Origin of the sequence: Burkholderia sp. MSMB1826 (assembly GCF_001526325.1) — a bacterium.
Lineage (GTDB): Bacteria > Pseudomonadota > Gammaproteobacteria > Burkholderiales > Burkholderiaceae > Burkholderia.
Window position 1 is genome coordinate 132,824 of the sequence record NZ_LOYN01000032.1, and the last position, 24,633, is coordinate 157,456.

Here is a 24,633-nt window from a genome sequence, read left to right on the forward strand (position 1 = left end):
GCGTCAGAACTCGCCGAGGTGGCGGCGCAGGAACTCGTGGAAGTGCTGCATGCCGTCTTCCATCGGGCTCTGGTACGGGCCCACCTGCGACTCGCCGCGGGCCATCAGCGCGCGGCGGCCCGCATCCATCCGCATCGCGATCTCGTCGTCCTCGACGGCCGTTTCCATATACGCGGCACGCTCGGCCTCGACGAATTCGCGTTCGAACAGCGCGATTTCCTCGGGGTAATAGAACTCGACGATGTTGGTCGTCTTCTGCGGCCCGCGCGGAATCAGCCACGACACGACCAGCACGTGCGGATACCACTCGATCATCAGGCCCGGGTAGTAGACCATCCAGATCGCGCCGAACTCCGGCGGCACGCCGTTGCGGAACTTCAGCACCTGCTCGTGCCATTTCTGGTAAGTCGTGCTGCCCGGTTTCGCGAGGGCGTTGTGCACGCCGACCGTCTGCACGCTGTACCAGTCGCCGAACTCCCATTTGAGATCGTCGCACGACACGAAGCTGCCCAGGCCCGGATGGAACGGGACGACGTGATAATCCTCGAGGTAGACCTCGATGAACGTCTTCCAGTTGTAATCGCACTCGTGCACTTCGACGTGATCGAACTGGTATTCGGAGAAGTCGAAGTGATGCTTCGTGCCGAGATGGGCGAGGTCGCGCGCGACGTTGCGGCCCTCCGCCTCGAACAGCAGCCCCTGCCAGTTCTGCAGCGGGCTCTTGCCGAGGTTCAGGCACGGCTTGTCGGGGAAGTGCGGCGCGCCGAGCAGCTGGCCTTCCAGATCGTACGTCCAGCGGTGCAGCGGGCACACGATGTTCTGCGCATGGCCGCGCCCGTTGAGCATGATCGCCTGCCGGTGGCGGCACACGTTCGACAGCAGTTCGATCTGGTTCGTCTGGTTACGGACCAGCACGCGGCCTTCCTTCTCGGACGGCAGCGCAAAATAGTCTCCCGCCTCGGGCACCATCAACTCGTGCCCGACGTAACGAGGTCCTTTCTTGAAGAGGGTTTCGATCTCGCGCTCGAGTAGCGCCTCATCGAAATATGCAGTGACTGGAAGCTGGCTGTGAGCCGACTTCAACTGAAGCGCATCGCTCAGATTGGACATTCCCACTCCCGGTGTTAGCGTGAAAGCAGTGAACAACCCAACCATCGAAAAATCGATTTAGGGAAACGGAGAATTATACCCGGTTCGCCTCGCAAGGCTAGGATTAAGTGCCTGATTTGTGTCAATTTTTTGTCGGGCGACCGTCGAAAGGCGCACACTGTGTGCCGGAGATGGGGCTGGAATTGTGCGCGGGCGCCCACGACGGCAGGTCGGAAAATTCTCTTTTGCCGTAGAATGTCCGACTTGTTTTGAAATTTGACACCTCGTCCATGGCGAAAACCGCATCCCCAGGCGCCACGCCGCCCGGCAATGGCACCGAACCGTTGCCGGACAATTACGAGATGGCGCTCGCGGAGCTCGAGACGCTGGTTGCCCGGATGGAAGGCGGCGCGTTGAGCCTCGAGGATTCGCTGGCGGCGTATCGTCGCGGTGCGACCCTCGTTGCGTTTTGCCAACAGCAGCTCGAGAAAGTGGAGCAGCAGGTTCGCGTGCTCGACGGCGCGACGCTGAAGCCGCTTTCGTCCGGAACGGCCGCCACGGACGGCGAAGACGACGATCTATGACATTCGAACAATGGATGCGGTCCGTGCTTGACCGTGTCGAGGACGCACTCGGCCACTATCTGCCGGCTGAAACGGCGACGCCCGCGAAACTTCACGAGGCGATGCGCTACGCGGTCCTCGGTGGCGGCAAACGCGTTCGCCCGCTGCTGTGCCATGCAGCAGGCGAGCTGACCGGGGCGACGGAGGCGGCGCGCAACGCCGCGGCGGCGGCGCTGGAGATGATCCACGTCTACTCGCTCGTGCACGACGACATGCCGTGCATGGACGACGACGCGCTGCGTCGCGGCAAGCCGACCGTGCACGTGCAGTACGACGAGCCGACGGCGCTGCTGGTCGGCGACGCGCTGCAGTCGCAGGCGTTCGTCGCGCTGACCGACGCCGCTGCGCTGTCGCCGGTGCAGCAGGCGGCGCTCGTGCGCGAGCTGGCGCTCGCGAGCGGCTCGATCGGCATGGCCGGCGGGCAGGCGATCGATCTGGCGAGCGTCGGCCTGAAGCTGACGCGCGAGCAGCTCGAGACGATGCACCGGATGAAGACGGGCGCATTGCTGCGCGCGGCCGTGCGGATGGGCGCGCTGGCCGGCGAGACGCCGTCGGCGGAAACGATGGCCGCGCTGGACGTTTACGCGGGGGCCGTGGGTCTGGCCTTCCAGGTCGTCGACGACATTCTCGACGTCACGACCGATTCGGCGACGCTCGGCAAGACGGCCGGCAAGGACGCGGCGAACGACAAGCCGACCTATGTATCGATCCTCGGTCTCGAGGCGTCGCGCGAGCTGGCAGCGCAGCTGCGCGCCGAAGCGCATGACGCGCTGAAACCGTTCGGCGCACGCGCACAGCGTCTCGCCGAACTTGCCGACCTGGTAGTGAACCGGGTCAGCTGACGCGAAAGCCCGCCGCCGCGCACATGCCACGGTGCGCGCAAAAGAATGCGGGCGCGTTTGATTTCCTACAATGGAACGACGATGTACGACTTGCTGAAAACCATCGACGACCCGGCGGATTTGCGCCGCCTCGATCGTCGCCAACTGCAACCGCTCGCGGATGAACTGCGCGCGTTCGTGCTCGACAGCGTGTCGAAGACGGGCGGCCACTTGTCGTCCAACCTCGGGACGGTCGAGCTGACGATCGCGTTGCACTACGTGTTCAACACGCCGAACGATCGCATCGTCTGGGACGTGGGTCACCAGACCTACCCGCACAAGATCCTGACGGGTCGCCGCGACCAGATGCATTCGCTGCGTCAGTACGACGGCATCTCGGGCTTCCCGCGCCGCAGCGAATCCGAATACGACACGTTCGGCACCGCGCACTCGAGCACGTCGATCTCGGCCGCGCTCGGCATGGCGATCGGCAGCCAGCTGAACGGCGACGACCGCTTCTCGATCGCGGTGATCGGCGACGGCGCGATGACGGCCGGCATGGCGTTCGAGGCGATGAACAACGCGGGCGTGTCGGAAGATGCGAAGCTGCTCGTGATCCTGAACGACAACGACATGTCGATCTCGCCGCCGGTCGGCGCGCTGAATCGCCATCTCGCGCGCCTGATGTCGGGCCGCTTCTATGCGGCTGCGCGTGCAGGCGTCGAGCGCGTGCTGAGCGTCGCGCCCCCGGTGCTCGAACTCGCGCGCAAGCTCGAGGAGCATGCGAAGGGCATGGTCGTGCCGGCGACGCTGTTCGAGGAATTCGGCTTCAACTACATCGGCCCGATCGACGGTCACGATCTCGATTCGCTGATCCCGACGCTGCAGAACATCCGCGAACTGCGCGGCCCGCAATTCCTGCACGTGGTGACGAAGAAGGGCCAGGGCTACAAGCTCGCCGAAGCCGATCCGGTGCTCTATCACGGCCCCGGCAAGTTCAACCCGGCCGAAGGCATCAAGCCGTCGACCACGCCCGCGAAGAAGACCTACACGCAGGTATTCGGCGAGTGGCTGTGCGACGAAGCCGAGCGCGACACGCGCGTGGTCGGCATCACGCCCGCGATGCGCGAAGGCTCCGGCATGGTCGAATTCGAGAAGCGTTTCAAGGATCGCTACTACGACGTCGGCATCGCCGAGCAGCACGCGGTGACGTTCGCGGGCGGTCTCGCGACCGAGGGGCTGAAGCCCGTCGTCGCGATCTACTCGACGTTCCTGCAGCGTGCGTACGACCAACTGATCCACGACGTCGCGCTGCAGAATCTGCCGGTCGTGTTCGCGATCGACCGCGCGGGCCTCGTCGGCGCGGACGGCGCGACGCATGCGGGCGCGTACGATCTCGCGTTCATGCGCTGCATCCCGAACATGACGATCATGGCGGCATCCGACGAAAACGAATGCCGCCAGATGCTGCACACGGCGCTGCAGCAACCGAACCCGACCGCGGTGCGCTATCCGCGCGGCGCGGGCACGGGCGTGGCGACGGTGAAGGAATTCACCGAGATCCCGCTCGGCAAGGGTGAAGTGCGTCGCCGGACGTCGCAGCCGGAAGGCAAGCGCGTCGCGATCCTCGCGTTCGGCACGATGGTCGCACCGTCGCTCGCCGCTGCCGAGGAGCTCGATGCAACGGTCGCGAACATGCGCTTCGTGAAGCCGATCGATGCGGCGCTCGTGCGCGAGCTGGCCGAAACGCACGATTACCTCGTCACGGTCGAGGAAGGCTGCGTGATGGGTGGCGCGGGTTCGGCCTGCGTCGAAGCCCTGATGGAGAGTGGGGTTATCCGACCCGTAATACAATTGGGCCTCCCTGACCAGTTCATCGATCACGGCGACCCCGCGAAGCTGCTGTCGCAATGCGGCCTCGACGGCGCGGGCATCGCGAAATCGATTCGCGAACGCTTTCTGAGCCCGGCGGCCGATGTCGCCGATCAGGCGAAGCGCGTCGCATGAGGCGGCGCCGCCTGCGGGCGGCGCCGGCGCGACTGGCGCAACCGGTCTTCATTGATGCGGAAAACATGGGCCTGCGGGCCCATGTTGCTTTTCCGGCTGCCGCGTGACGCGGCGTGCGCGTCGTCGGACGCGCGGCTTACAAGGATTGAACCAAGATGAACCAGATGAACCCCGCCTTCGTGATGCCCGACGTGCAGAGCACGGTGGATACCCGTCAGATCCCGATTCAGCGCGTGGGCGTGAAGGCGGTCCGGCATCCGTTGACGGTGTGTACCGAAAGCGGCGACGTGCAACCGACCGTCGGCGTCTGGAACCTCGACGTCCGTCTGCCTGCCGATCAGAAGGGCACGCACATGTCGCGCTTCGTCGCGCTGCTCGAAGAGAATCGCGCGCCGCTGACGGTCGAGCGCTTCCGCGCGATGCTCGCGTCGATGCTCGTGAAGCTCGAGGCCGAGGCCGGCCGCATCGAAGTCACGTTCCCGTATTTCGTGAACAAGACGGCGCCGGTGTCGGGCGTGCAGAGCCTGCTCGACTATGAAGTGACGCTCGCGGGCGAAAGCCGCAACGGCGACACGCGCCTGTTCCTGAAGGTGCTCGTGCCGGTGACGAGCCTGTGCCCGTGCTCGAAGAAGATCTCGCAATACGGCGCGCACAACCAGCGCTCGCACGTGACGATCGATGCGGAGCTGGCCGCCGATCTGCCGGTCGAGGCGCTGATCCGCATCGCCGAAGAAGAAGCGTCGTGCGAACTGTGGGGGCTGCTGAAGCGTCCGGACGAGAAGTTCGTCACCGAGCGTGCGTACGAGAACCCGAAGTTCGTCGAGGATCTCGTGCGCGATGTCGCGCAGCGTCTCGATGCGGACGAGCGGGTGGTCGCCTACGTGCTCGAAGCCGAGAACTTCGAGTCGATCCACAATCACAGCGCGTATGCGCTGATCGAGCGCGACAAGCGGCACGCTGCATGAACGCCGCGACGTTTCGTCGCGCCAATGAGAAAGGCAGCTCGGAATCGAGCTGCCTTTTCGTTTTCCGGCTGGCGGCGTTGCGTTGCGGATTCAGCGTGCGAGCGACGCGAGATCCCAGCGCGGCTTCACCGTGAACGCGTAGTCGGCATTCGCCTGTTCGGGCCAGCGGCCGAGCCGCAGCGCGCCCGCGAGCGCGATCATCGCGCCGTTGTCGGTGCAGAGCGCGAGATCGGGATAGTGCACGTCGAAGCCGCGCTTGGCCGCGGCCGCCGACAGGGCCGCGCGCAACTGGCGGTTCGCGCCGACGCCGCCCGCGACCACGAGGCGCTTGAGCTTCGTCTTCTTCAGCGCGGCGAGCGACTTCGCGACGAGCACGTCGACGGCCGCATCGACGAAGCCGCGCGCGAGGTCGGCCTTCGCCCGTTCGAGCGCTTCGCCGTCGAGCTGGGCCGCTTCGAATTTCTTCATCTGCGTGAGCACGGCCGTCTTCAAGCCGCTGAAGCTGAAGTCGAGATCGCCCGAATGCAGCATCGGGCGCGGCAGCACGACCGCGCCCGGCGTGCCCGTTTCCGCGAGTTTCGAGACTTCGGGGCCGCCCGGATAGCCGAGGCCGATCAGCTTCGCCGTCTTGTCGAACGCTTCGCCGGCCGCGTCGTCGAGCGTTTCGCCGAGCGTCTCGTAGACGCCGACGTCGGTCACGCGCATCAGTTGCGTGTGGCCGCCGGAAACCAGCAGCGCGACGAACGGGAACGGCGGCGGCTCGTCGACCAGCAACGGCGACAGCAGATGGCCTTCGAGGTGGTGGATGCCGACGGTCGGCTTGTTCCAGGCGAGCGCGAGCGCATTCGCGATGCTCGCGCCGACCAGCAGCGCGCCGGCGAGGCCGGGGCCCTGCGTGAACGCGATCGCGTCGATGTCCTCGCGGCGCGTGCCGCTTTGCGCCATCACGTCCTCGAGCAGCGGCAGCGCGCGGCGGATGTGGTCGCGCGACGCGAGCTCGGGCACGACGCCGCCGTAGTCGCGGTGCATCGCGATCTGCGAATGGAGCGCGTGCGCGAGCAGGCCGCGCTGCGTGTCGTAGAGCGCGAGGCCGGTTTCGTCGCAGGAGCTTTCGATGCCGAGAACGAGCATGGGTACGGGCAGGGCGCGCCGTTTCGGACGCGCCGCAGATAGGTCGACGTAACCGGAAAGTATAGCAGGCGAGGGCGGGCCGGCGCTGGCGGCGGCCCGGCCCCGATGCCGGGCAGGTACAATCCGCGCCATGGAAACTTATGACATCGCCGTGATCGGCGCGGGCGCCGCCGGCATGATGAGCGCCGCGGTCGCCGGGCAGCTCGGCCGCCGCGTCGTGCTGATCGATCACGCGCCGCGGCTCGCCGAGAAAATCCGCATCTCGGGCGGCGGCCGCTGCAACTTCACGAACCTGTATGCCGGGCCCGACAATTACCTGTCGTCGAATCCGCATTTCGCGCGCTCGGCGCTGGCGCGCTATACGCCGCGCGACTTCCTCGGACTGCTCAAGCGCCATCGCGTGACCTGGCACGAAAAGCACAAGGGTCAGCTCTTTTGCGACCACGGCAGCGACGCGATCATCGACGTGCTGAAGCACGAGTGCGACGCGGGCGGCATCGCGTGGCGCCGGCCCGTCGTCGTCGACGCGGTGCGCCATACGCCGTCGGACGGCTTCACGCTCGATACGCAGCAGGCCGGCCCGATCGCTGCGCGTGCACTGATCGTCGCGACCGGCGGCCTGTCCATCCCGAAGATCGGTGCGACCGACTTCGGCTATCGGCTCGCGAAGCAGTTCGGCCACAAGCTCGTCGATACGCGGCCCGCCCTCGTGCCGCTGACGTTCGCGCCGCAGGACTGGGCGCCGTTCGCGCCGCTGTCCGGCGTATCGCTCGAAGTGCGCGTATCGACCGGCGACAAAAAGCGCGGCGGCGAATTCGTCGAGGATCTGCTGCTGACCCATCGCGGGCTCTCCGGGCCGGGCATCCTGCAGATCTCGAGCTACTGGCAGCCCGGCGACCCGATCCGCGTCGACCTGCTGCCGCAGCGCGACACGGTGGCCGACCTGCTCGACGCGAAACGCACGTCGAAGCGCCAGATCGGTTCGCTGCTCGCCGACTGGGTGCCGTCGCGCCTCGCGCATGCGTGGCTCGACACGCATCGCGTCGCGGCCGACGCGCGGCTCGCGGACCTGCCCGACAAGACGCTGCGCCAGATCGGCGACGCGCTGTCCGGCTGGACGCTCACGCCGAACGGCACCGAAGGCTACAAGAAGGCCGAAGTGACGAAAGGCGGGGTCGATACGCGGGAGCTGTCGTCGGCGACGATGATGAGCGCGCGCGTGCCGGGGCTGTTCTTCGTCGGCGAGGCGGTGGACGTGACGGGCTGGCTCGGCGGCTACAACTTCCAGTGGGCGTGGGCGTCCGGCACGGCGGCCGGGCAGGCTGCGGCCGAGTATGCGCGCGGCGCATGACGCACCGGCCCGCGCCGTTGCGCCCGGGGGCGGCCCCGTGCCTTTGGGCATGCGCTCTGCTATACTCGGTAGTCTTTCCCTGCAAACCTTTATTCGTGTCGGATCATGACGATCATTCGCGTTAAAGAGAACGAGCCGTTCGAAGTTGCCATGCGTCGCTTCAAGCGCACGATCGAGAAGAACGGTCTGCTGACCGAGCTTCGTGCGCGCGAGTTTTACGAGAAGCCGACCGCGGAACGCAAGCGCAAGAAGGCCGCGGCGGTGAAGCGTCACTACAAGCGTATTCGCAGCCAGACGCTGCCGAAGAAGCTGTACTGAACGATTGGGCGCCGCGCGGTTCGCTGAGCGGCGCACCGGCGACTCCGCGCGATCGGGTGCGGTCGCGCAGCCGATCAGGCGGCGAGTCGCCGATGCCGGATTCGAGCAACCCGCTTGAGACACTGTCCCAAGCGGGTTTTTGTGTTGACGTCCGTTCGCGGGCGTCGGATTCACGTTTCCATCCCGGGTGAAAGATGAGTTTGAAAGAGCAGATCAGCGAAGACATGAAGGCCGCGATGCGCGCGAAGGAAAGCGAGCGTCTGGCAACGATTCGCCTGCTGATGGCCGCGATCAAGCAGCGCGAAGTCGATGATCGGGTCACGCTCGACGACGCGGGCATCACGGCCGTGGTCGACAAGATGATCAAGCAGCGCAAGGATTCGATCAGCCAGTTCCAGGCGGCCGGCCGCGACGATCTCGTCGCGAAGGAGCAGGCCGAGCTGACCGTGCTGGGCGGCTACATGCCCGCGCAACTGTCGGACGCCGAAGTGGCGGCCGAAGTCCAGGCGGCGGTCGCGCAAACCGGCGCAGCCGGCCCGCAGGACATGGGCAAGGTGATGGGCGTGCTGAAGGGCAAGCTCGCCGGCCGTGCCGACATGACGGCCGTTTCCGCGCAGGTCAAGGCCGCGCTCACGAAGTAAGACCCGTTCCCGGCGCGCCCAGCGATGCGTGCGCCGGGCGCCGTATCCTCTTTTTTCGTTCGATCCCACGGTGATTCCGCATTCGTTCCTGCAGGATTTGCTGAACCGCGTCGATATCGTCGACGTGGTGGGCCGGTACGTGCAGCTCAAGAAGGGCGGCGCCAATTTCATGGGGCTGTGCCCGTTCCATAACGAGAAGAGCCCGTCGTTTACCGTCAGCCCGACCAAGCAGTTCTATCACTGCTTCGGTTGCGGCGCGCACGGCACCGCGATCGGCTTCCTGATGGAACACGCGGGGCTCACGTTCCCGGAAGCCGTGCAGGAACTCGCGCAATCCGTCGGCCTGACCGTGCCGCACGAGCCGTCGATGCGCGGCGGCGGTGGGGGCGCAGGCGGGGGCGGCGACCATCCGGCGCCCGTGTCGAAATCGGTGGCGACCGCGCTGTCCGACGCGATGACGGCCGCGTGCGACTACTACCGCAAGCAGTTGCGCGGCGCGACCGACGCGATCCAGTACCTGAAGAACCGCGGGCTGACCGGCGAGATCGCCGCACGCTTCGGTCTCGGCTATGCGCCGGACGGCTGGCAGAACCTCGAGGCCGCGTTCCCCGACTATCGCGACGAGTCGCTCGTCGAGGCGGGGCTCGTGATCGTCAGCGAGAAAACCGATGCGCAGGGCGTCGCGCGCCGCTACGACCGGTTCCGCGAGCGGATCATGTTCCCGATCCGCAATGTGAAGGGGCAGGTGATCGGTTTCGGCGGCCGCGTGCTCGGCAGCGGCGAACCGAAGTACCTGAACTCGCCGGAAACGCCGCTGTTCAACAAGGGCAGCGAGCTGTACGGGCTGTTCGAGGCGCGGCTCGCGATTCGCGAGCGCAAGTACGTGCTGGTCGTCGAGGGTTACATGGACGTCGTCGCGCTCGCGCAGCTCGGGTTTCCGAACGCGGTCGCGACGCTCGGCACCGCGTGCACGCCAATTCACGTGCAGAAGCTGCTGCGTCAGACCGACACGGTCATTTTCAGTTTCGACGGCGATGCGGCCGGGCGGCGCGCGGCCCGGCGCGCGCTCGAGGCATGCCTGCCGCATGCGGGCGACAACCGCACGATCCGGTTCCTTTTCCTGCCGACCGAGCACGATCCGGACAGCTACGTGCGCGAGTTCGGCGCGGACGCGTTCTCCGAGCAGGTCGAGCGCGCGATGCCGCTGTCCCAATTTCTGTTGAACGAAGCAATCGCCGGCAAGGCGCTCGATCAGCCGGAAGGCCGCGCGAAGGCGCTGTTCGATGCGAAGCCGCTGTTGCAGGCGCTGCCCGCGAACGCATTGCGTGCGCAGATCATGCACATGTTCGCCGATCGCCTCGACATTCCGTTCGAAGAGGTCGCGGCGCTGTCGGACGTCGATACGCGTATCGCGGCGGCGCCGCGCCAGGCGCCCGCGCGCAGCGAGCGGCGCCGCGTGACGGACAGCGAAAAGCGCGCGTTGCGCACGCTGGTGATGCATCCGCGCGTCGCCTCGCAGCTCGACGACGAACAGATTGCGACCCTGCGTGCGCTGCCGCGCATCGGCGAGTTGTTCGCGGAAGTCGTCGATCATGCGCGTGCGCTGGGCGACGGCGCGGAGTTCCGGCTACTGTCGGATGTCCTGAGGACGTCCTCGAACGCGGCGACTTACGAGGAAATCTTCCGCGAAATTCTGGACTATGATGAAAACGTCCGCGATTTGCTGTTACAGAATCCGGAAGACGAGACGGTGCCCGAGCGGCAGCGTGAGCAGGAGCGGATTGCGGGGGAGGAGCTGCAGGCAGCGGTGCTCAAGATGCGCTATGACGCCTGCTGCGACCGGCTGGACAGGCTGGCGCGGCAATCCACCTTCACCCCCGAGGAATTGACCGAATTGACGGAATTGAACCGGCAGCGAACCGACATGAAGCGTCGGCTCGGGCTGTAGGCGGCTGGGGCGCTTAGAGAGGGTTCCCCAGCGTGCTATAATATAAGGTTTCCAGCGGTTTGTTTTCCAAGCAGAGGCGAGAATCGCGATGGCAAAGACGACAGGCGGAAAGAAAGCAACAGGCAAGGGCTCGACGGAGCCGACCAAGAAGGTCACAGCGGCCAAGTCTGCTTCTTCCGCCAGGACAACGTCTTCAGCCACGTCAGCTCCTGCGGGAAAGAAAACCGCGGCCGGCACTGCTCAGGCTGCGCCGGCGCCGGCAGCCAGAACACGGGCTGCCGCCAGACCCGACTCCGGGCCGGCCAAGCCGGCGGCGAAGCGGGCAAGTGCGAAAAGCGCAAGGGACACGACTGCCGACGCGGACGAAACGGCAGTACGTACTACTCATGCACCCACGGTTCAACCGGCTGTCGTCCAGCAGCCGCGAGTCGATATAGCCGGTACGGCGAACTCCATGACCAAAAAGCTGAACGAAGTATCCGTCGAAGACGACGCAAATCAGACCGACGAGCAGCCCGCAGCCGCGGCTGCACCGGGCAAATCCAAGGTGCGCGATCGTCGCGCCAAGGAAAAGGCGCTGCTGAAGGAAGCGTTCGCGACGAGCACGCCGGGCACGGCCGAGGAGCTCGAAGAGCGCCGCGTGAAGCTGCGCGCGCTGATCAAGCTCGGCAAGGAGCGCGGCTTCCTCACGTACGCCGAAATCAACGACCACCTGCCGGACAACTTCACCGAGACCGAAGCCCTCGAGGGCATCATCGGCACGTTCAACGACATGGGCGTGGCGGTATACGAGCAGGCGCCGGACGCGGAAACGCTGCTCCTGAACGACAACGCGCCCGCCGCGTCGTCGGACGATGAAGTCGAAGAGGAAGCGGAAGTCGCGCTGTCCACCGTCGATTCGGAATTCGGCCGCACGACCGACCCGGTCCGGATGTACATGCGCGAGATGGGCACCGTCGAGCTGCTCACGCGCGAAGGCGAAATCGAGATCGCGAAGCGGATCGAGGACGGCCTGCGCCACATGGTGATGGCCATCTCCGCGTGCCCGACCACGATCGCCGACATCCTCGCGATGGCCGAACGCGTCGCGAACGAAGAGATCCGCGTCGACGAGCTCGTCGACGGCCTGCTCGATCCGAATGCTTCGGACTCCACCGATACGGACGGCTTCTCCGCGAAGGAAGCGGAAGCCATCGAGAACGAGGACGAGGAAGCCGAAGAGGAAGAGGAAGAAGAGGAAGAGGAGGAAGACGACGGTGCCGCGCAGGCATCGGCCAACGCCGCCCAACTCGAAGCCCTCAAGCGCGCGTCGCTCGAGAAGTTCGCGCAGATCAGCGAGTGGTTCGACAAGATGCGCCGCGCGTTCGAGAAGGAAGGCTACAAGTCGAAGGCCTACCTGAAGGCGCAGGAAACGATCCAGAGCGAGCTGATGACGATCCGCTTCACCGCGCGTACCGTCGAACGCCTGTGCGACACGCTGCGTGCGCAGGTGGACGAAGTGCGCCAGGTCGAGCGTCAGATCCTGCACATCGTCGTCGACAAGTGCGGCATGCCGCGCTCGGAATTCATCGCGCGCTTCCCCGGCAACGAGACGGATCTCGACTGGGCCGAGAAGATCGCCGCGGAAGGCCATCCGTACAGCGCGGTGCTGTCGCGTAACGTTCCGGCGATCCGCGAACAGCAGCAGCGCCTGCTCGACCTGCAGGCGCGCGTCGTGCTGCCGCTGAAGGACCTGAAGGAAACCAACCGCCAGATGGCGGCCGGCGAACTGAAGGCGCGTCAGGCGAAGCGCGAAATGACCGAGGCCAACCTGCGTCTCGTGATCTCGATCGCGAAGAAGTACACGAACCGCGGCCTGCAGTTCCTCGACCTGATCCAGGAAGGCAACATCGGCCTGATGAAGGCGGTGGACAAGTTCGAATACCGTCGCGGCTACAAGTTCTCGACCTATGCGACGTGGTGGATCCGTCAGGCCATCACGCGCTCGATCGCCGACCAGGCGCGCACGATCCGTATTCCGGTTCACATGATCGAGACGATCAACAAGATGAACCGCATCTCGCGGCAGATCCTGCAGGAAACCGGCCTCGAGCCGGATCCGGCCACGCTCGCCGAGAAGATGGAGATGCCGGAAGACAAGATCCGCAAGATCATGAAGATCGCGAAGGAGCCGATCTCGATGGAAACGCCGATCGGCGACGACGACGATTCCCATCTCGGCGACTTCATCGAGGACACCAACACGGTCGCGCCGGCGGATGCCGCGCTGCATGCGAGCATGCGCGACGTCGTGAAGGACGTGCTCGATTCGCTGACGCCGCGCGAGGCGAAGGTGCTGCGGATGCGTTTCGGTATCGAGATGAGCACCGATCACACGCTCGAGGAAGTCGGCAAGCAGTTCGACGTCACGCGCGAGCGCATCCGTCAGATCGAGGCCAAGGCGCTGCGCAAACTGCGTCACCCGAGCCGTTCCGACAAGCTGAAGTCGTTCCTCGAAGGGAACTGATTTCCAGCATCCGTGCCGCGAACGCCGCCGGTATCCGCATGATGCCGGTGGCGTTCGTTCCCTTTGTCGTCTTTGTTGTTACAATGCCGGCCCGGCCTCGTTATCGGGGCAGCGTGTAGCACGCTTTGCTTCTCGTCTGGGCCCCTAGCTCATGCTTGGTTAGAGCAGCGAACTCATAACTGTTTGTGTTGGGGCTCGGTGCGCGCGCAATGCCTTGATTTTCAAGGAAATATTTGGCGTAGCCTTGGCATGAAAAATATTTTGCTACGTCTAGGCTACGCCGTAGGGCCTTGCGTGCGGTAGAATTCACGGTTTTTGGGCCTCTAGCTCACGGCGGTTAGAGCTCTCGACTCATAATCGAGCGGTACCGGGTTCGACCCCCGGGGGGCCCACCAAACATCCTCAAAAAGCTCCTTCGGGAGCTTTTTTCGTTGGTGTCGCATACGCGTCTGAGGCGACGCGAAACAAAGCCACTCAGCGCGCCTTGACTAATGCGAAAATGGCTGCACATTGCGAAGAAACATACACTGCAACGGGGGAAGGGGCATGCCACGCACCATTGAACAAGGGTTTATCGATTTTCACAACAAGATTAAAACGTCTGCCGTGGAAACCGCAGCAGCGAAATCTCATCGAGCCTCAATCGAAACCTGCTTGAGAAACAACTTTGGCTTGAACCGATTTACTAGGATTGGTTCGTTTGGGAACGGCACTAACGTAAGCGGGTACAGTGATGTGGATTACTTGGCTTGCCTTCCAAGAAGCGTGTTAACACGTACCTCCACAGCGTCGCTTGTGAAGGTAAAAAACGTATTGGATGTTCGCTTTCCTAACACTGGGGTAAAGGTCAGCACCCCCGCTGTTGTCTGTCCATTCGGGACATACAAGTCAGAAGACACAGAAATTGTGGTGGCTGACTATCTTAGAGAGGAAAAGGGCTTTAAGGTCTACGATATCGCAGATGGCGACGATGGTTGGATGGAGGCAAGCCCTGATGCTCACAACCACTATGTAGCCGAGGTTGATCGGAAGCATGGTGGTAAAGTCAAGCCGCTAATTCGGTTCATAAAAGCTTGGAAATATTATCAGAACGTCCCTATCAAATCCTTCTATCTGGAGATGAGAGTGGCGAAGTATGCAAACGACGAACAAACCATCATTCATCACTTGGATGTGAAGTATTTTCTTGACCGCCTAAATAATGAAGGTTTGCTCGCTATGCAAGACCCGATGGGGGTTGCTGGCTACATCTATCCCTGCAAAAGTGATGTTCAGAAGACCGATGCGCTATCAAGGCTAAATACAGCGGCTACGCGGGCGAACAAGGCTGAAGCTGCTAGAGCAGCAGGGAATGTGAGCGAGGCTTTCGATTGGTGGCGTCTTCTGTATAACGATAAATTCCCCACCTATTATCTATGAACATCATTCAAAGGCAGGAGTTGCCCGAGAACATTGAACTTCTGGCGGCTCAAAGGAACCTCTATTCAAGAGCCAAGAACATCATTGGGATTCAAATGGTGCTCAGTGGGCCGGTTGCCATCGGTGCTGCGATTACAACCATTCTTCGGCCAGATTTGAAGGGTTATGTCGCGCTTTGGGGCATCTTGGTTGTGGTTTTTGATCTCTTTGTCTTCACGCCTTGGGCTAAGAAGCTTAGGGATAGTGCGGCTAGGGTTCAAGAACTTTTTGATACCAAGGTCTTGGGCCTAGACTGGAATGACATTTCTGTTGGCAAGAAACCCGAGCCCGAGTTGATTCATGAGGAAGCAAAAAAGTACGGCACAAGTGATGAAAAAAGGGCTGGCCTAAAGAACTGGTATCCACTCGTGATAGGTGAGGTTCCCGAGATCTTTGGTGTAATCATCAGTCAAAGATCTAATGTATGGTGGGATTGCAAGATGAGGAGGAAATATTCTCTCTTCGTGAGAATAGTCCTAGTATCCATTGCACTGGGATTGATAGCGTATGGCCTCCACGAAAAGAAGGATATGTTTGAATTCTTGGCATATATCGTGGCACCTCTTGCCTCTACGTATGTGTTTGGCTACCGTCAAATGACGGAGCACAGTGATGCAGCCGACAGGCTGGATAAATTGAGGGATCTGTCTGAGAAGGTATGGTCAGATGCCGTTGCCGGGAAAGACGTGCCGACCCTGAGGGCTAAATGCAGAACCTTGCAGGATCAGATATTTGACCATAGAAAGAGAAATCCGCCCGTATTCGATTTCCTTTTTAAATGGTTTAGGGACGGGAACGAGGCGTTGATGAACAAGGGTGCTGAGGCTCTTGTGGCGGAAATCAAGAAGTAAAAGTAGTGCTTTCTCGGGGACTGAGGTGCCGAAAATTTCGTTTATCCACACTGGGTTTCCGGCGAACTGCATATCGCCAAACATCGTTGTCGAGGACGGGTGGGAGCAATACCCTCGACGCCTTGGGACGGGCTTTTTCGCTCGTCGTGAAGAGAAAATCTACTACTTGACTGCTCGACACTGCCTTACCAAGGACCAGAAAGAAGACATCGCAAAGATTGCTGCACGCCTGCACATTCCGTTTGCCTTGCAAGGGAGCACCGGGAAAGAAGATGATTACGTGGAATTTTCTAGTGCAATCTCGCTAAAGCATGATTCAGAAGACATTCCAGGTGAGCTCATCGATCTAGTCGTCCTTGAGGTTAATATTCCTCAAGATGGTAAGAAGAGAAAGCAGCTCCTTCACCGTTCAGTAAAGCTTCCCCCGCTTGGTGAGTGGTTGGATAACTTTGTCAATCATCCTATAGCAAAAGAAGCTCTGGACGACGGGCAGGGGATCGTATTGTCTGGTATTGGCTATCCTTACGAGGGAACTGAAACAGATATCAGCTATCCCGATGGACAGCCTGTAGAGATTGTCACGCAAGCTGCGAAGTTTGCCGGGCATTTGACCCATGGCAGCTCCCCGGATAGGCTCAGGCTAGAGAACGTTACTTGGCATCAAGATTTGAATGGCTTTAGTGGTTCGCCGGTATTTGTTGGCTTCAAAAACCAGCATGGGAAACACTATGCACTAGCGGGAATGTTGGTGACGGGCGGGTCGGGTAGGATTCATTTCATAAAGGTCGGGATCGTCACCAAAGCCTTTCAGATCTAACGGCACAGCAAAAGTATGTTCACGAGAAAGCACCCGCATGGGTGCTTTTTTTATATCTTGGTTTTTGGCGTGCGCTCTTCCTTCTGAGCTAGCTCCGCTTCCAATGTTTGTTTGGTCTTGTAGGCTTGAGCCCACTTGTGTAGCTCGCGGTAGAAGTTTCCGCTCCCAGTGATTTCAAGCACTGCATCGATACTTGCCCCAGCCTCCACAAGGTATGGCACAACGTTTATTCTATCTGCATGTGTCGCTAGTTTGACTGCTCTTTCTTCCTGAGCATGGACGTCTGCGCCTAGTTCCACCAAGCACTGAACAGCTTCAAGGTGTCCACCTTCTGCTGCAAAGCATAGTGCCTCCTCACCGTTGGCATGAACATCTGAGCCACGTTCGACTAGATGTTTGATGATTTCGCATTGCCTATGTTTTGCGGCGATCTTGAGATAGAAGGGTTCTCTGAGATCGAAGCCTAAGGATTCAAAGTAAAGAGCGTCATCCCAATCTCCGTTGGTGATTGCAACGGCTAATCTGTCACCCATGTTCCCTAGTTCATCCACTAAGTTCATGACGGCACCTAGGTTGCCTTCCTCTTGGTGGTAGTCCATTTCTTCTTCTATTTCACTCACCGTTCTATCGCCCATTGTTTATCCTTGTTTTCGCCTTTTAATATACTAAATATGGGGATGAAGTCAATGGGTGGGGTTGACTTTTCTGATTTGTTTTGTAGTTTAGAGAAATATTGCTGTTAACTACAAAATGAATCAGAGGAGTGTGTATGGATAAAAACAATGAAAAGAAGGTATGTCTGGTGGATTTCATCACTGAAATTCCTAACAAGCAATTGCCACAGTATCAGGAGCAGGCTGAGCAGGCGAAGAGGGCGGTTGCTAATGCCATGAGGTGGCAGATCGAGGAGGCGCGCAAGAAGTGCAAGAAGTTCAAATGTAAGTACGACGAGGACAGAGACGCGGAGAGTTGGGCGGGCTTCTGCGAATGGCGCAGCAAGGTTGCTGGCCTCGTTTCCGGGGAAAAGAAGCAGAAGGCCCAGGCTGAGAAGCTGGTCTATCTGTTTGAGCTCCTTGCCGTCAACCGCGTGCCCGAGGAGCATATTACCTACAGCCTCATCCAATTCATTTCAAAGCAGTTGGATGGACGCAGCTTGGACAAGGAGAAGTGCTTGGAGCTCCGAAGCCACTACAAGCCGCACAAGGCCGTCTACCAGGTGCCTGAAGATAAGAGGCAGCTCTGGGCAGCAATCAAGCTTAACTACTCTATGGGGAACAAGGGGAAGGATGGTGTTAAGAGACGCAAGATTTGATAGTAAGGTAAAAAACACTCGCCTTCCTACGATTTATCGCTGTTAGCAGCGTCGCAATGGTCGGGCTTCTGTAAAGATGCCTCTTCTTCTAAACGCCAGAGGGCTTTCTTTAATAAGGGTGGCATTCAATGAGTTGAGGCCGCCGTTATCAAAGAAAGCTTTCCTATGCAAAAATCTATCGTAATTTTCAGTCCAAGCTGGAATTTCCAGCTTGTTTAGTCTAGCCAAATGCTCAGCAATATCTCCAAGATAAGCATCTTGCCAATACTCAAATGTGCGTCCATTTTGGTCTAGTAGATTTGGTTCTACACTTAAAGCATTCTGCAACTCATCTTTGGGCATCTTTTTGGTTTCGTCGATGAATTCTGCTATGGCATTGTCGTATGCCATGTTATGTTTGTTGATAAATTCAACTATATCATATAGACTTCTTGGGCGTTGATCTGGGCGCATTTTTCATCCTTTCTAATACCGTTCGACTTTCTCTTGCACTCATTATGGTCGAAAGCCATTATAAAGCAAGATCTTGAGATTCGCGATCTCCATGCGGCGTAGAGTTTGTTGTAATTAAAAAGGTTTTTCCCTTGTTCTCTTGTTTGTTTGAATATCAAATTCTTGGCTTGGTGTGGTGTGAAGTAGGTCGGCTTTCCAGGTCTTGAAGAATTCCTCTTAGGTTCTCAATCTTATCTGGACCGCCTAAAACATCACTAAGCTTAGATACTTGAAGTCTACATTCCTCGTAGATCTTCTCGCCTTTTCTTGAATCCGGGTCATAGCCGAAATCAGCCGCCCATTCTTCATAGGTCAAGTAGTGCATGACCAGAGTATCTTCGGTTAAGGCGTGAAGAACCTCTTGTAAGGTAGGGGTGGGAAATTCCTCTTTCCCAGGCATGATGGTAAACGCCATTGCGCCACGAGCGATTTTCCTAGCAACTCCAGTTTCTACGGCTGCGTCAATGGCTTGATCGACTGCGGCTCTCTGATGTTTCGATAGCTGAAGTTCGCTTGGATAGGGTAGATGCCCAACCCCTTTGCTGTAGTCAAAGGTCATCTTGTTTCGTATCGATGAGAGTGTGACCTTCCAATTCAGCGATTTCTGCTTTGAGTCGGCATTTCTGGATATACTGAAGGGAACGAACTGGGTTTCTATTTTGAGTTCCAATCCATTCGCTATCTGTTCAAATTCATTTTGTGCATCGTTTTTGTATTCCATCTGATGGTCTCCATATTATTGTTCTTATATGGGGCGTGAAAAATAAATCAACTATCAATTCTGATAGTTGACATTGGGGAGTCGGAGGGGGATAAAAACAAAAACCACCTGTAAGGTGGTAGTTGTGCTTCTGGTGCTTGTTGGCTGGCTATTGGGTGCTGCCCTTGTTGGGTAGAAAATTTGAAAAGCGAGCGGAGCTTTCATCAGGCACATCCATGACGCACCATTGAATCTTTCCAATCTCACGTCGTTTCCCAACCTTGCTGCTGCGAACATCCGCATGCCCCAAGATATGTTTTCCTTTAGTTTCAATCATAATTATGAGAATGTCTTCGGATTTCACGTGTCCATGAATTTCCCCCATCTGCTCCATGACGAACTGACGTTCCTCCTCTGTTCCTGTCCATTTGGAGCCTTCTGAAAACATCATGATGGCATCAGCTCCAAGGAAGTGACAGGCAACCTTTAGAGCCGTTACATAGTCCTCTTTGCTGGCAGAATCAAGGGGGGCTACAAGTTTGCTGTCCCCTTTGATAATGATGGCTAGTGGGTCCCCAAGCTCCTTGCCTTTTTTGAACTCGCGCTCAAGGTGATTGATGCTCTTGAAGTAGAGTCCGCTGATGCTTTTGCTTAAGCCAATTTCAGTGATTTCGTTGTAATATCCATTTTTCATAGCTTTCTCCTCGTAGTAGTTGTTGTTTGTCTCGTTAAGCTGCTTGCCGAAGAAGCTCTTTGGCTTGAAGTTCCTCGGCAATTTTCGTTTGCACCTGGTCGCAACGTGCCTGAGCCATCTTGAAGAACTCTAGGTTCTTCTCAAAACCGATAGCCTTACGTCCTTGCTTCCATGCACTCACAATCGTTGAGCCACTGCCACAGAAGGCATCGAGAATGAGGTCTTGTGGGTCCGTGTGGTTCTTCACAAGAGGGTCAATCATCCATGAGTACTTCTCAGTGGGATGCTTGGTGGTCTTCTTGCCAATGGAGCCCTCGTAGCATTGAGTCATTTCCTTCTGTGCGCCGAAGTTGAAGGTGTAGCTTTTACCCTTGGCAAACCAGATGGCCTCTTCGATGCTTGAGCGATAGTTATTCTTGCGAATGCCGGGAAGCGGATTGACCTTCTTGAAATAAAGCTTGTTCTTGAAGCTAAGGTCAAACTCTTGCTCAATCAGATAGGTGATAAGCCCGGTGTATTTGCGGTCGAGAAAGAGAATGCAGCTCGCACCATCCTTCATGACACGATGGAACTGGGCCACATATGGCTTGAACCATTCCCAGTACGCGTTCATGTCTTCCCAGGCATCCTGGAAGTCGTTGCCCCATGCTTGGCTAGTGGATACAATCTTCCCACCCGACTTGGTAAGTTTTCCCTTGCTGGCGATACCGTAGGGAGGATCTGTAAGCACCAGATCAACAGATGCTGTTGGAAGGTTGCTCATGCCGACAAGACTGTCTTGATTGATTACACCTTGGTTGAGGCATTGGTTGAGATAATCAGTTTGTTTGTTTTTATCGTTCATGCTTTTCTCCTTGTTGTTAAGCATGTACGCAGTTTATTTTTTTGATCGACTTATCTCATTGCGCCTAATCTTTGTGCTCAATGTGTATAAAGAAGACAATGCGCGAATTCTGGGGATTTCCTAGAATGCTTGACACTCAGGAAATGGGAGTTTTGGGGTGAGCCACGGTGATTGGGACAAAGACCTTGTAGCGATGCGAACCCGCTACTGGGGAAGGGCAGTCAAGGAAGAAGCGGGCAAGACCTTTGGTGTTGGGAAGAAAGACAAGGATTTCATTGATGCATGCCGTTTCGGGAAGACAGCTCTGTCCGAGCTTGGAGGCATGCCTTGGGCTGACTATCTTGTGGGTAAGAAGAATCCTGTCTACAAGTCCGTCGATGCCGTTGAGAATGTGTTACCGGGGACAGCAATCAGTTTCTACAAGGGACCCAAAGGATTGGAGCTCTGGAACATCCTTGCTGGCAACGTCAAGGACGCAGAAGCGCTGCTGGACAGCACCTTGGAGGCTGAGTACGGTGCTGAAGCTCCGAGGGGGTGGGATTTGGGGCAGAAGCTGTTCTGGCTCGTTCTATCCATATTGGCCTTTCCACTTCCTCCGTTCGTGGAGCAAATGACCCAGGAGGGGCTTGTACGAGATGGAGAAGCACTGCCTTGGTCCGATATCCAGCACCTTGTAGATCGCGGGACAATCAACCTACCTATGGACGGCGGTGCGGTCCGGCTGGCATCTCTGCTGGCCACGTGCGACGACACGAGAAAGATCTACACCCTAGAGAACGCTTTCTCTACCTTCGGCTCAAGGCTGGTGAGCTATGCCTATGATCGTCACATCAATCACGGCGTGGAACTTGGCTTCTCAACAGAATTCATCGTTGCCGCACTTGGCCTGCTACCTTTAGCCGAAGCGGCCAACAACAATAGCCTTAAGCATATAGCCAAGATTCTCATTGAAGGATTGACTCTGAGTGCCATTGGGCAAGAGATGCCTGACGTTGAGGCTGATCTGAATGGTTTTGTGAGGAATAAGCTGATCTAGCACCTTGACTTCTCTGTGTGGTTTTGTATCTTGCTTCAAAAAGGAGTAAGGTATGAAGTGGCGACAAATTAAACTTGCAATGAAGCTAAGGAAGAGAAAAAGTATGGAGTTTGAGGTCGTTTTGTCCAGAGAATATTTTTCCCTGCTTGATTAGAATGGACGTGAACTCAGCAGTACTTGCACCACCAGACTTCGATATTGTTAGAAAAAAGGGAGCAAGTAAACCAGAGAAATGCTTCTCAACATTTGAGAGGGAAAAAAATTTCTTGATGAAATAATCGAAGCCTCCACACCAAAACCAAAAAACTGAGTGGAAGAGTAACGCCTATTCAACTATATGCGCATATGTGTGCCCCAGACTCTTGCGTATAAGCAAGCCTCTCATCTGAGGCTTGACGCGAGGTGCTATCCAGTGAGTGCCGGTCCATTTTTTACTTATTCGCGGGGAACGAAATGGAAAAACTTTTGGTTGTGGCGTTCGCCTTTATTGGTCTGTTCGGTGCAAATTCTGCACATTCTAGCAGCACATTCGAAGAGGCTGGCCGGAAAATGGTGTCAGCAATTGTCAATGGAAATGTTTTCGATGTGAAAATGCTACTCCGGCAAAGTACCATAATTCCTGATGGATACATGGAAGGGGGGCGGCCTGTTTCGTACCTTAATGTTGCCGTCACTTCTGTCAATCCCAATCTAGAGGTAGTGAAAGCTCTACTAGATGCCGGTGCCACGACCTCGATGTATAAGCGGAGTCAGGAGGACATCGATAAATGCAGCTTCGTTCTAGTCAATGCATTAACCGTATTAGGGGTGCCGAAGAAGGAACAGTTGTACGCCAGGCTCGATGTCGTTAAGTTATTATTAGACCGAGGCATAGATGAAGAGGCATTCACTTGCAGAGCGAAATTAATTGGAGGGGGAGCCTATCTAAGGTTGCCAAGTGCGATTCTTGAAAATGACCGCGTTGAATCTCTACCTCAATCTAAATACACGCTTGATTTAATCGGAATATTCAAATCTCACGGCCTAAGTTTTGCCACAGAAAACCCTCTTCCCCGAGGTATGCACGGGAGAGGATTTGTTCATCTCTTCGGATTATCGGATCGGGTAATCACATCAATGATTGAGTCGGGGGCAAAGTTTGATGTCCCGGACGAAAATGGCATGACTGCGATTCATTGGTTTGCGCTTGGTATGATCCAAGGGAAAAATGCGATAGCGGGCAACAATCGTTATAAAGTACACGTACTTAAGCTTATCAAATCGCAAGTCAAGCTTGATCCCAAGGTGTTTACTGAAACCACTAGGTTCGATCTGACGGCGGCAGATCTTTCATATTTTGTTGCGAGTCAAGATATGAAGTGGTCTATCAATGTCCCCGCGTTTCACGAAGAAGGACATGATGAATTGGTAAGAGAGTTAGGTGGTGATCCATCAAGACCAAATACGAAGTTGCCTAAGTATGCTGCGTGCCTATCAAGAAATCTAATCGCTCCAGGTAATCATCACTATGTTAATAGCAATTGTGATATCACGCTGTGAAATATACAAGTGCAGGTTCTGTTAAATTAATTTAATTTTTATATTATGCGGCAGCAGTGAGGAGTGCAGCATCATTGAAAGAGCGCCTTCGGGTGCTTTTTTATGCCTGGTTTTCTTAAATGGAACACGTAGTGCAAGCCGCTAGGCTTTCCCCGAAGATGAGGCTCGCGCCGACTGAGCGAGATAGACTAGCCTATCTAGCCTCACGATGCCTTCTCCACTCAATGGCAGGTCCATCTTCTCTATGTAGGAAGCTCTGTTCCATCATCTCTGTAACAGCAGATGAAGTCTGCTTTCTTATGTTTGCCGTTTTTTCTCATATCTTGTTTCTGGCGGGTATGGTGGTTCCTTTCTTATTTAAGGAGCTGGAGAGCTTTGTTTTGAGTTTATGGACCTTCTTCCACTCCTTAGCCCACCCGCGAATTTCCTCTGTGCCTGGTACATTGCTCTTGATAACAACACCTACATCCAACCCAAGTTGGGTGACTAGGTGCTGAACCAATCCCAAGCATTTTGTTTCTACTGCTGCTTTAAGGTGATCATTCGTGATCGTTGCACGATGAGAAACTAGGAGCTGGATCAACTCGATGGTCTCGCCAGTTCTATCACCTCCATCAGTGTCTTTAGCTCTATTAATTATATGGAAAAGCGCTTCTCTCCCATGGAAGCTTAGATTCACCTTTAGCTTGTTTTTGGGGTGAAGAAGTTCTTGAAGGAAAGATTTGTTTCCATACCATGCGGCAGCTTGGAGTTGAATTTCTTCATCGGTATAGAGTTCTCTGGTTCCTTCCTGTTCGTAGTGCATTTCAAATGGACGCATTCCCATGCGTCGAGCCATAGCAACGTCTTCATCCAAGGGTGGTTTTGTTGGTTGTTCGTCTTTCATGGTCATGATTACTGAGCCTCCTCATCGTTTTCTGGTCCAAGATCAAACCCGACATCTGAACTCGTGTCAGAGTGAATGGAGGGCAAGGTTCCATTTCTGTTCTGTAATTTCATCTCGGCAATCTGATCGAAGATGCCTTTTGGTTTCTTAGCTTGGTAATCGATATACCATTTCTGTTTGAGAATGTATTCCGCCTCTTTCTTCAATAGAGTGTTTATGCGCTCCTCCATTGTTACACCTTGAATCTTGTATGCGCGTTTCAAGAACAAATACAAGTCATCGTCAATGCGCGCACTAACGCGGGTAAGAACTTCATCTGCAACATTTCCTTGTTTGAATAATTTTGATTTGGGTGGTCTTGTCATGTTTCATTCCTATGTGTTTATCAACATCAATATAACCACCGCTTTATCAATGTCAACGATGTAAGCGGAAAATATTCATCTAAGCAAGTCGATGATGGTGTTATATTTTTTATATTGTCGTGAAAATGGGCATGAATCAATCGTTTCAAGTTGCTCCATGTGCATGAAGACATGGAAACGAATTTCTATAAATCGCAAAATTAGCAATTTGTGGACTTGATGGGAATGCCATCTCAAGT

At 57.0% G+C, this 24,633-nt stretch carries 24 protein-coding genes and 1 tRNA gene; 16 read left to right on the plus strand and 9 right to left on the minus strand.

What is annotated here, in order from left to right:
* Positions 1-3: 3 nt before the first annotated feature.
* The gene (locus tag WS95_RS20850; RefSeq protein WP_059825459.1) at positions 4-1,110 is read right to left on the minus strand and encodes an aromatic ring-hydroxylating oxygenase subunit alpha; all 1,107 of its coding nucleotides are present in this window, start codon (positions 1,108-1,110) and stop codon (positions 4-6) included.
* A gap of 269 nt (positions 1,111-1,379) precedes the next feature.
* Here WS95_RS20850 and WS95_RS20855 point away from each other — a divergent pair, with 269 nt between their 5' ends.
* From WS95_RS20855 to folE2, 4 genes are all read left to right on the plus strand, one after another.
* Positions 1,380-1,673 carry an exodeoxyribonuclease VII small subunit gene (locus WS95_RS20855; RefSeq protein WP_006479428.1) on the plus strand — a complete coding sequence of 98 codons (294 nt, stop codon included), beginning with the start codon at positions 1,380-1,382 and terminating at the stop codon, positions 1,671-1,673.
* Positions 1,670-2,554 (plus strand): polyprenyl synthetase family protein, encoded by an 885-nt coding sequence (locus tag WS95_RS20860; RefSeq protein WP_059501205.1) that lies wholly within the window; start codon positions 1,670-1,672, stop codon positions 2,552-2,554. The genes WS95_RS20855 and WS95_RS20860 overlap by 4 nt, the downstream gene beginning before the upstream one ends.
* Before the next feature lie 81 nt (positions 2,555-2,635).
* On the plus strand, positions 2,636-4,540 hold the full coding sequence (gene dxs, locus WS95_RS20865) for a 1-deoxy-D-xylulose-5-phosphate synthase (protein WP_034205232.1): 1,905 nt from the start codon (positions 2,636-2,638) through the stop codon (positions 4,538-4,540).
* A 155-nt stretch (positions 4,541-4,695) separates the two neighbouring features.
* The gene (gene folE2 / locus WS95_RS20870) at positions 4,696-5,505 is read left to right on the plus strand and encodes a GTP cyclohydrolase FolE2 (protein WP_006479422.1); all 810 of its coding nucleotides are present in this window, start codon (positions 4,696-4,698) and stop codon (positions 5,503-5,505) included.
* Positions 5,506-5,595: 90 nt separating this feature from the next.
* Here folE2 and tsaD read toward each other — a convergent pair whose 3' ends face one another.
* Positions 5,596-6,636: a tRNA (adenosine(37)-N6)-threonylcarbamoyltransferase complex transferase subunit TsaD gene (tsaD, locus tag WS95_RS20875; RefSeq protein WP_034205230.1), complete on the minus strand. Its 1,041-nt coding sequence runs from the start codon at positions 6,634-6,636 to the stop codon at positions 5,596-5,598.
* A 121-nt stretch (positions 6,637-6,757) separates the two neighbouring features.
* Between tsaD and WS95_RS20880 the strand changes: the two genes are divergently transcribed.
* From WS95_RS20880 to WS95_RS34940, 9 genes are all read left to right on the plus strand, one after another.
* Positions 6,758-7,987 (plus strand): NAD(P)/FAD-dependent oxidoreductase, encoded by a 1,230-nt coding sequence (locus tag WS95_RS20880; protein ID WP_257128090.1) that lies wholly within the window; start codon positions 6,758-6,760, stop codon positions 7,985-7,987.
* A 105-nt stretch (positions 7,988-8,092) separates the two neighbouring features.
* Positions 8,093-8,305, plus strand: coding sequence for a 30S ribosomal protein S21 (gene rpsU / locus WS95_RS20885; protein WP_006479415.1), 213 nt, complete (start codon positions 8,093-8,095; stop codon positions 8,303-8,305).
* 194 nt (positions 8,306-8,499) lie between these two features.
* Positions 8,500-8,946: a GatB/YqeY domain-containing protein gene (locus WS95_RS20890; protein ID WP_059825463.1), complete on the plus strand. Its 447-nt coding sequence runs from the start codon at positions 8,500-8,502 to the stop codon at positions 8,944-8,946.
* Between the two features lie 70 nt (positions 8,947-9,016).
* On the plus strand, positions 9,017-10,894 hold the full coding sequence (gene dnaG / locus WS95_RS20895; RefSeq protein ID WP_059825466.1) for a DNA primase: 1,878 nt from the start codon (positions 9,017-9,019) through the stop codon (positions 10,892-10,894).
* A gap of 88 nt (positions 10,895-10,982) precedes the next feature.
* On the plus strand, positions 10,983-13,400 hold the full coding sequence (gene rpoD, locus WS95_RS20900) for an RNA polymerase sigma factor RpoD (protein WP_082746962.1): 2,418 nt from the start codon (positions 10,983-10,985) through the stop codon (positions 13,398-13,400).
* A gap of 317 nt (positions 13,401-13,717) precedes the next feature.
* Positions 13,718-13,795: transfer RNA gene (locus WS95_RS20905), tRNA-Ile, on the plus strand.
* A gap of 151 nt (positions 13,796-13,946) precedes the next feature.
* Entirely contained in the window at positions 13,947-14,819 is an 873-nt protein-coding gene (locus WS95_RS33765) for an SMODS domain-containing nucleotidyltransferase (protein WP_082746963.1), read from the plus strand.
* Complete coding sequence (locus WS95_RS20910; protein ID WP_059825473.1) at positions 14,816-15,709, plus strand: S-4TM family putative pore-forming effector; 894 nt, start codon at positions 14,816-14,818, stop codon at positions 15,707-15,709. The genes WS95_RS33765 and WS95_RS20910 overlap by 4 nt, the downstream gene beginning before the upstream one ends.
* Before the next feature lie 25 nt (positions 15,710-15,734).
* Positions 15,735-16,526, plus strand: a complete 792-nt coding sequence (locus tag WS95_RS34940; RefSeq protein WP_156444516.1) for a hypothetical protein — start codon at positions 15,735-15,737, stop codon at positions 16,524-16,526.
* Between the two features lie 50 nt (positions 16,527-16,576).
* Here the strand turns inward: WS95_RS34940 and WS95_RS33770 are convergent, their stop codons facing one another.
* Entirely contained in the window at positions 16,577-17,161 is a 585-nt protein-coding gene (locus WS95_RS33770; RefSeq protein ID WP_082746964.1) for an ankyrin repeat domain-containing protein, read from the minus strand.
* A gap of 134 nt (positions 17,162-17,295) precedes the next feature.
* Here WS95_RS33770 and WS95_RS20920 point away from each other — a divergent pair, with 134 nt between their 5' ends.
* Complete coding sequence (locus tag WS95_RS20920; RefSeq protein ID WP_059825478.1) at positions 17,296-17,838, plus strand: hypothetical protein; 543 nt, start codon at positions 17,296-17,298, stop codon at positions 17,836-17,838.
* 42 nt (positions 17,839-17,880) lie between these two features.
* Here the strand turns inward: WS95_RS20920 and WS95_RS34945 are convergent, their stop codons facing one another.
* The 4 genes from WS95_RS34945 to WS95_RS20925 all read right to left on the minus strand — a co-directional run bounded on the left by WS95_RS34945 (position 17,881) and on the right by WS95_RS20925 (position 20,568).
* A complete protein-coding gene (locus WS95_RS34945) occupies positions 17,881-18,228 on the minus strand; it encodes a hypothetical protein (protein ID WP_156444517.1) in 348 nt (115 codons plus the stop codon).
* A 217-nt stretch (positions 18,229-18,445) separates the two neighbouring features.
* Positions 18,446-19,051 carry a hypothetical protein gene (locus WS95_RS34950; protein ID WP_156444518.1) on the minus strand — a complete coding sequence of 202 codons (606 nt, stop codon included), beginning with the start codon at positions 19,049-19,051 and terminating at the stop codon, positions 18,446-18,448.
* Positions 19,052-19,199: 148 nt separating this feature from the next.
* Positions 19,200-19,724, minus strand: a complete 525-nt coding sequence (locus tag WS95_RS34955; RefSeq protein WP_156444519.1) for a hypothetical protein — start codon at positions 19,722-19,724, stop codon at positions 19,200-19,202.
* Positions 19,725-19,758: 34 nt separating this feature from the next.
* Positions 19,759-20,568: a DNA-methyltransferase gene (locus WS95_RS20925; protein WP_179950210.1), complete on the minus strand. Its 810-nt coding sequence runs from the start codon at positions 20,566-20,568 to the stop codon at positions 19,759-19,761.
* A 157-nt stretch (positions 20,569-20,725) separates the two neighbouring features.
* Here WS95_RS20925 and WS95_RS20930 point away from each other — a divergent pair, with 157 nt between their 5' ends.
* Together WS95_RS20930 and WS95_RS34960 are read left to right on the plus strand one after the other, a co-directional pair.
* Positions 20,726-21,604 carry a hypothetical protein gene (locus WS95_RS20930; RefSeq protein ID WP_156444520.1) on the plus strand — a complete coding sequence of 293 codons (879 nt, stop codon included), beginning with the start codon at positions 20,726-20,728 and terminating at the stop codon, positions 21,602-21,604.
* A gap of 453 nt (positions 21,605-22,057) precedes the next feature.
* Positions 22,058-23,143 carry a hypothetical protein gene (locus WS95_RS34960; RefSeq protein ID WP_156444521.1) on the plus strand — a complete coding sequence of 362 codons (1,086 nt, stop codon included), beginning with the start codon at positions 22,058-22,060 and terminating at the stop codon, positions 23,141-23,143.
* Between the two features lie 316 nt (positions 23,144-23,459).
* Here the strand turns inward: WS95_RS34960 and WS95_RS34965 are convergent, their stop codons facing one another.
* A complete protein-coding gene (locus WS95_RS34965; protein ID WP_156444522.1) occupies positions 23,460-24,035 on the minus strand; it encodes a hypothetical protein in 576 nt (191 codons plus the stop codon).
* A 2-nt stretch (positions 24,036-24,037) separates the two neighbouring features.
* Positions 24,038-24,394 carry a hypothetical protein gene (locus tag WS95_RS34970; protein WP_156444523.1) on the minus strand — a complete coding sequence of 119 codons (357 nt, stop codon included), beginning with the start codon at positions 24,392-24,394 and terminating at the stop codon, positions 24,038-24,040.
* Positions 24,395-24,633 lie beyond the last annotated feature (239 nt).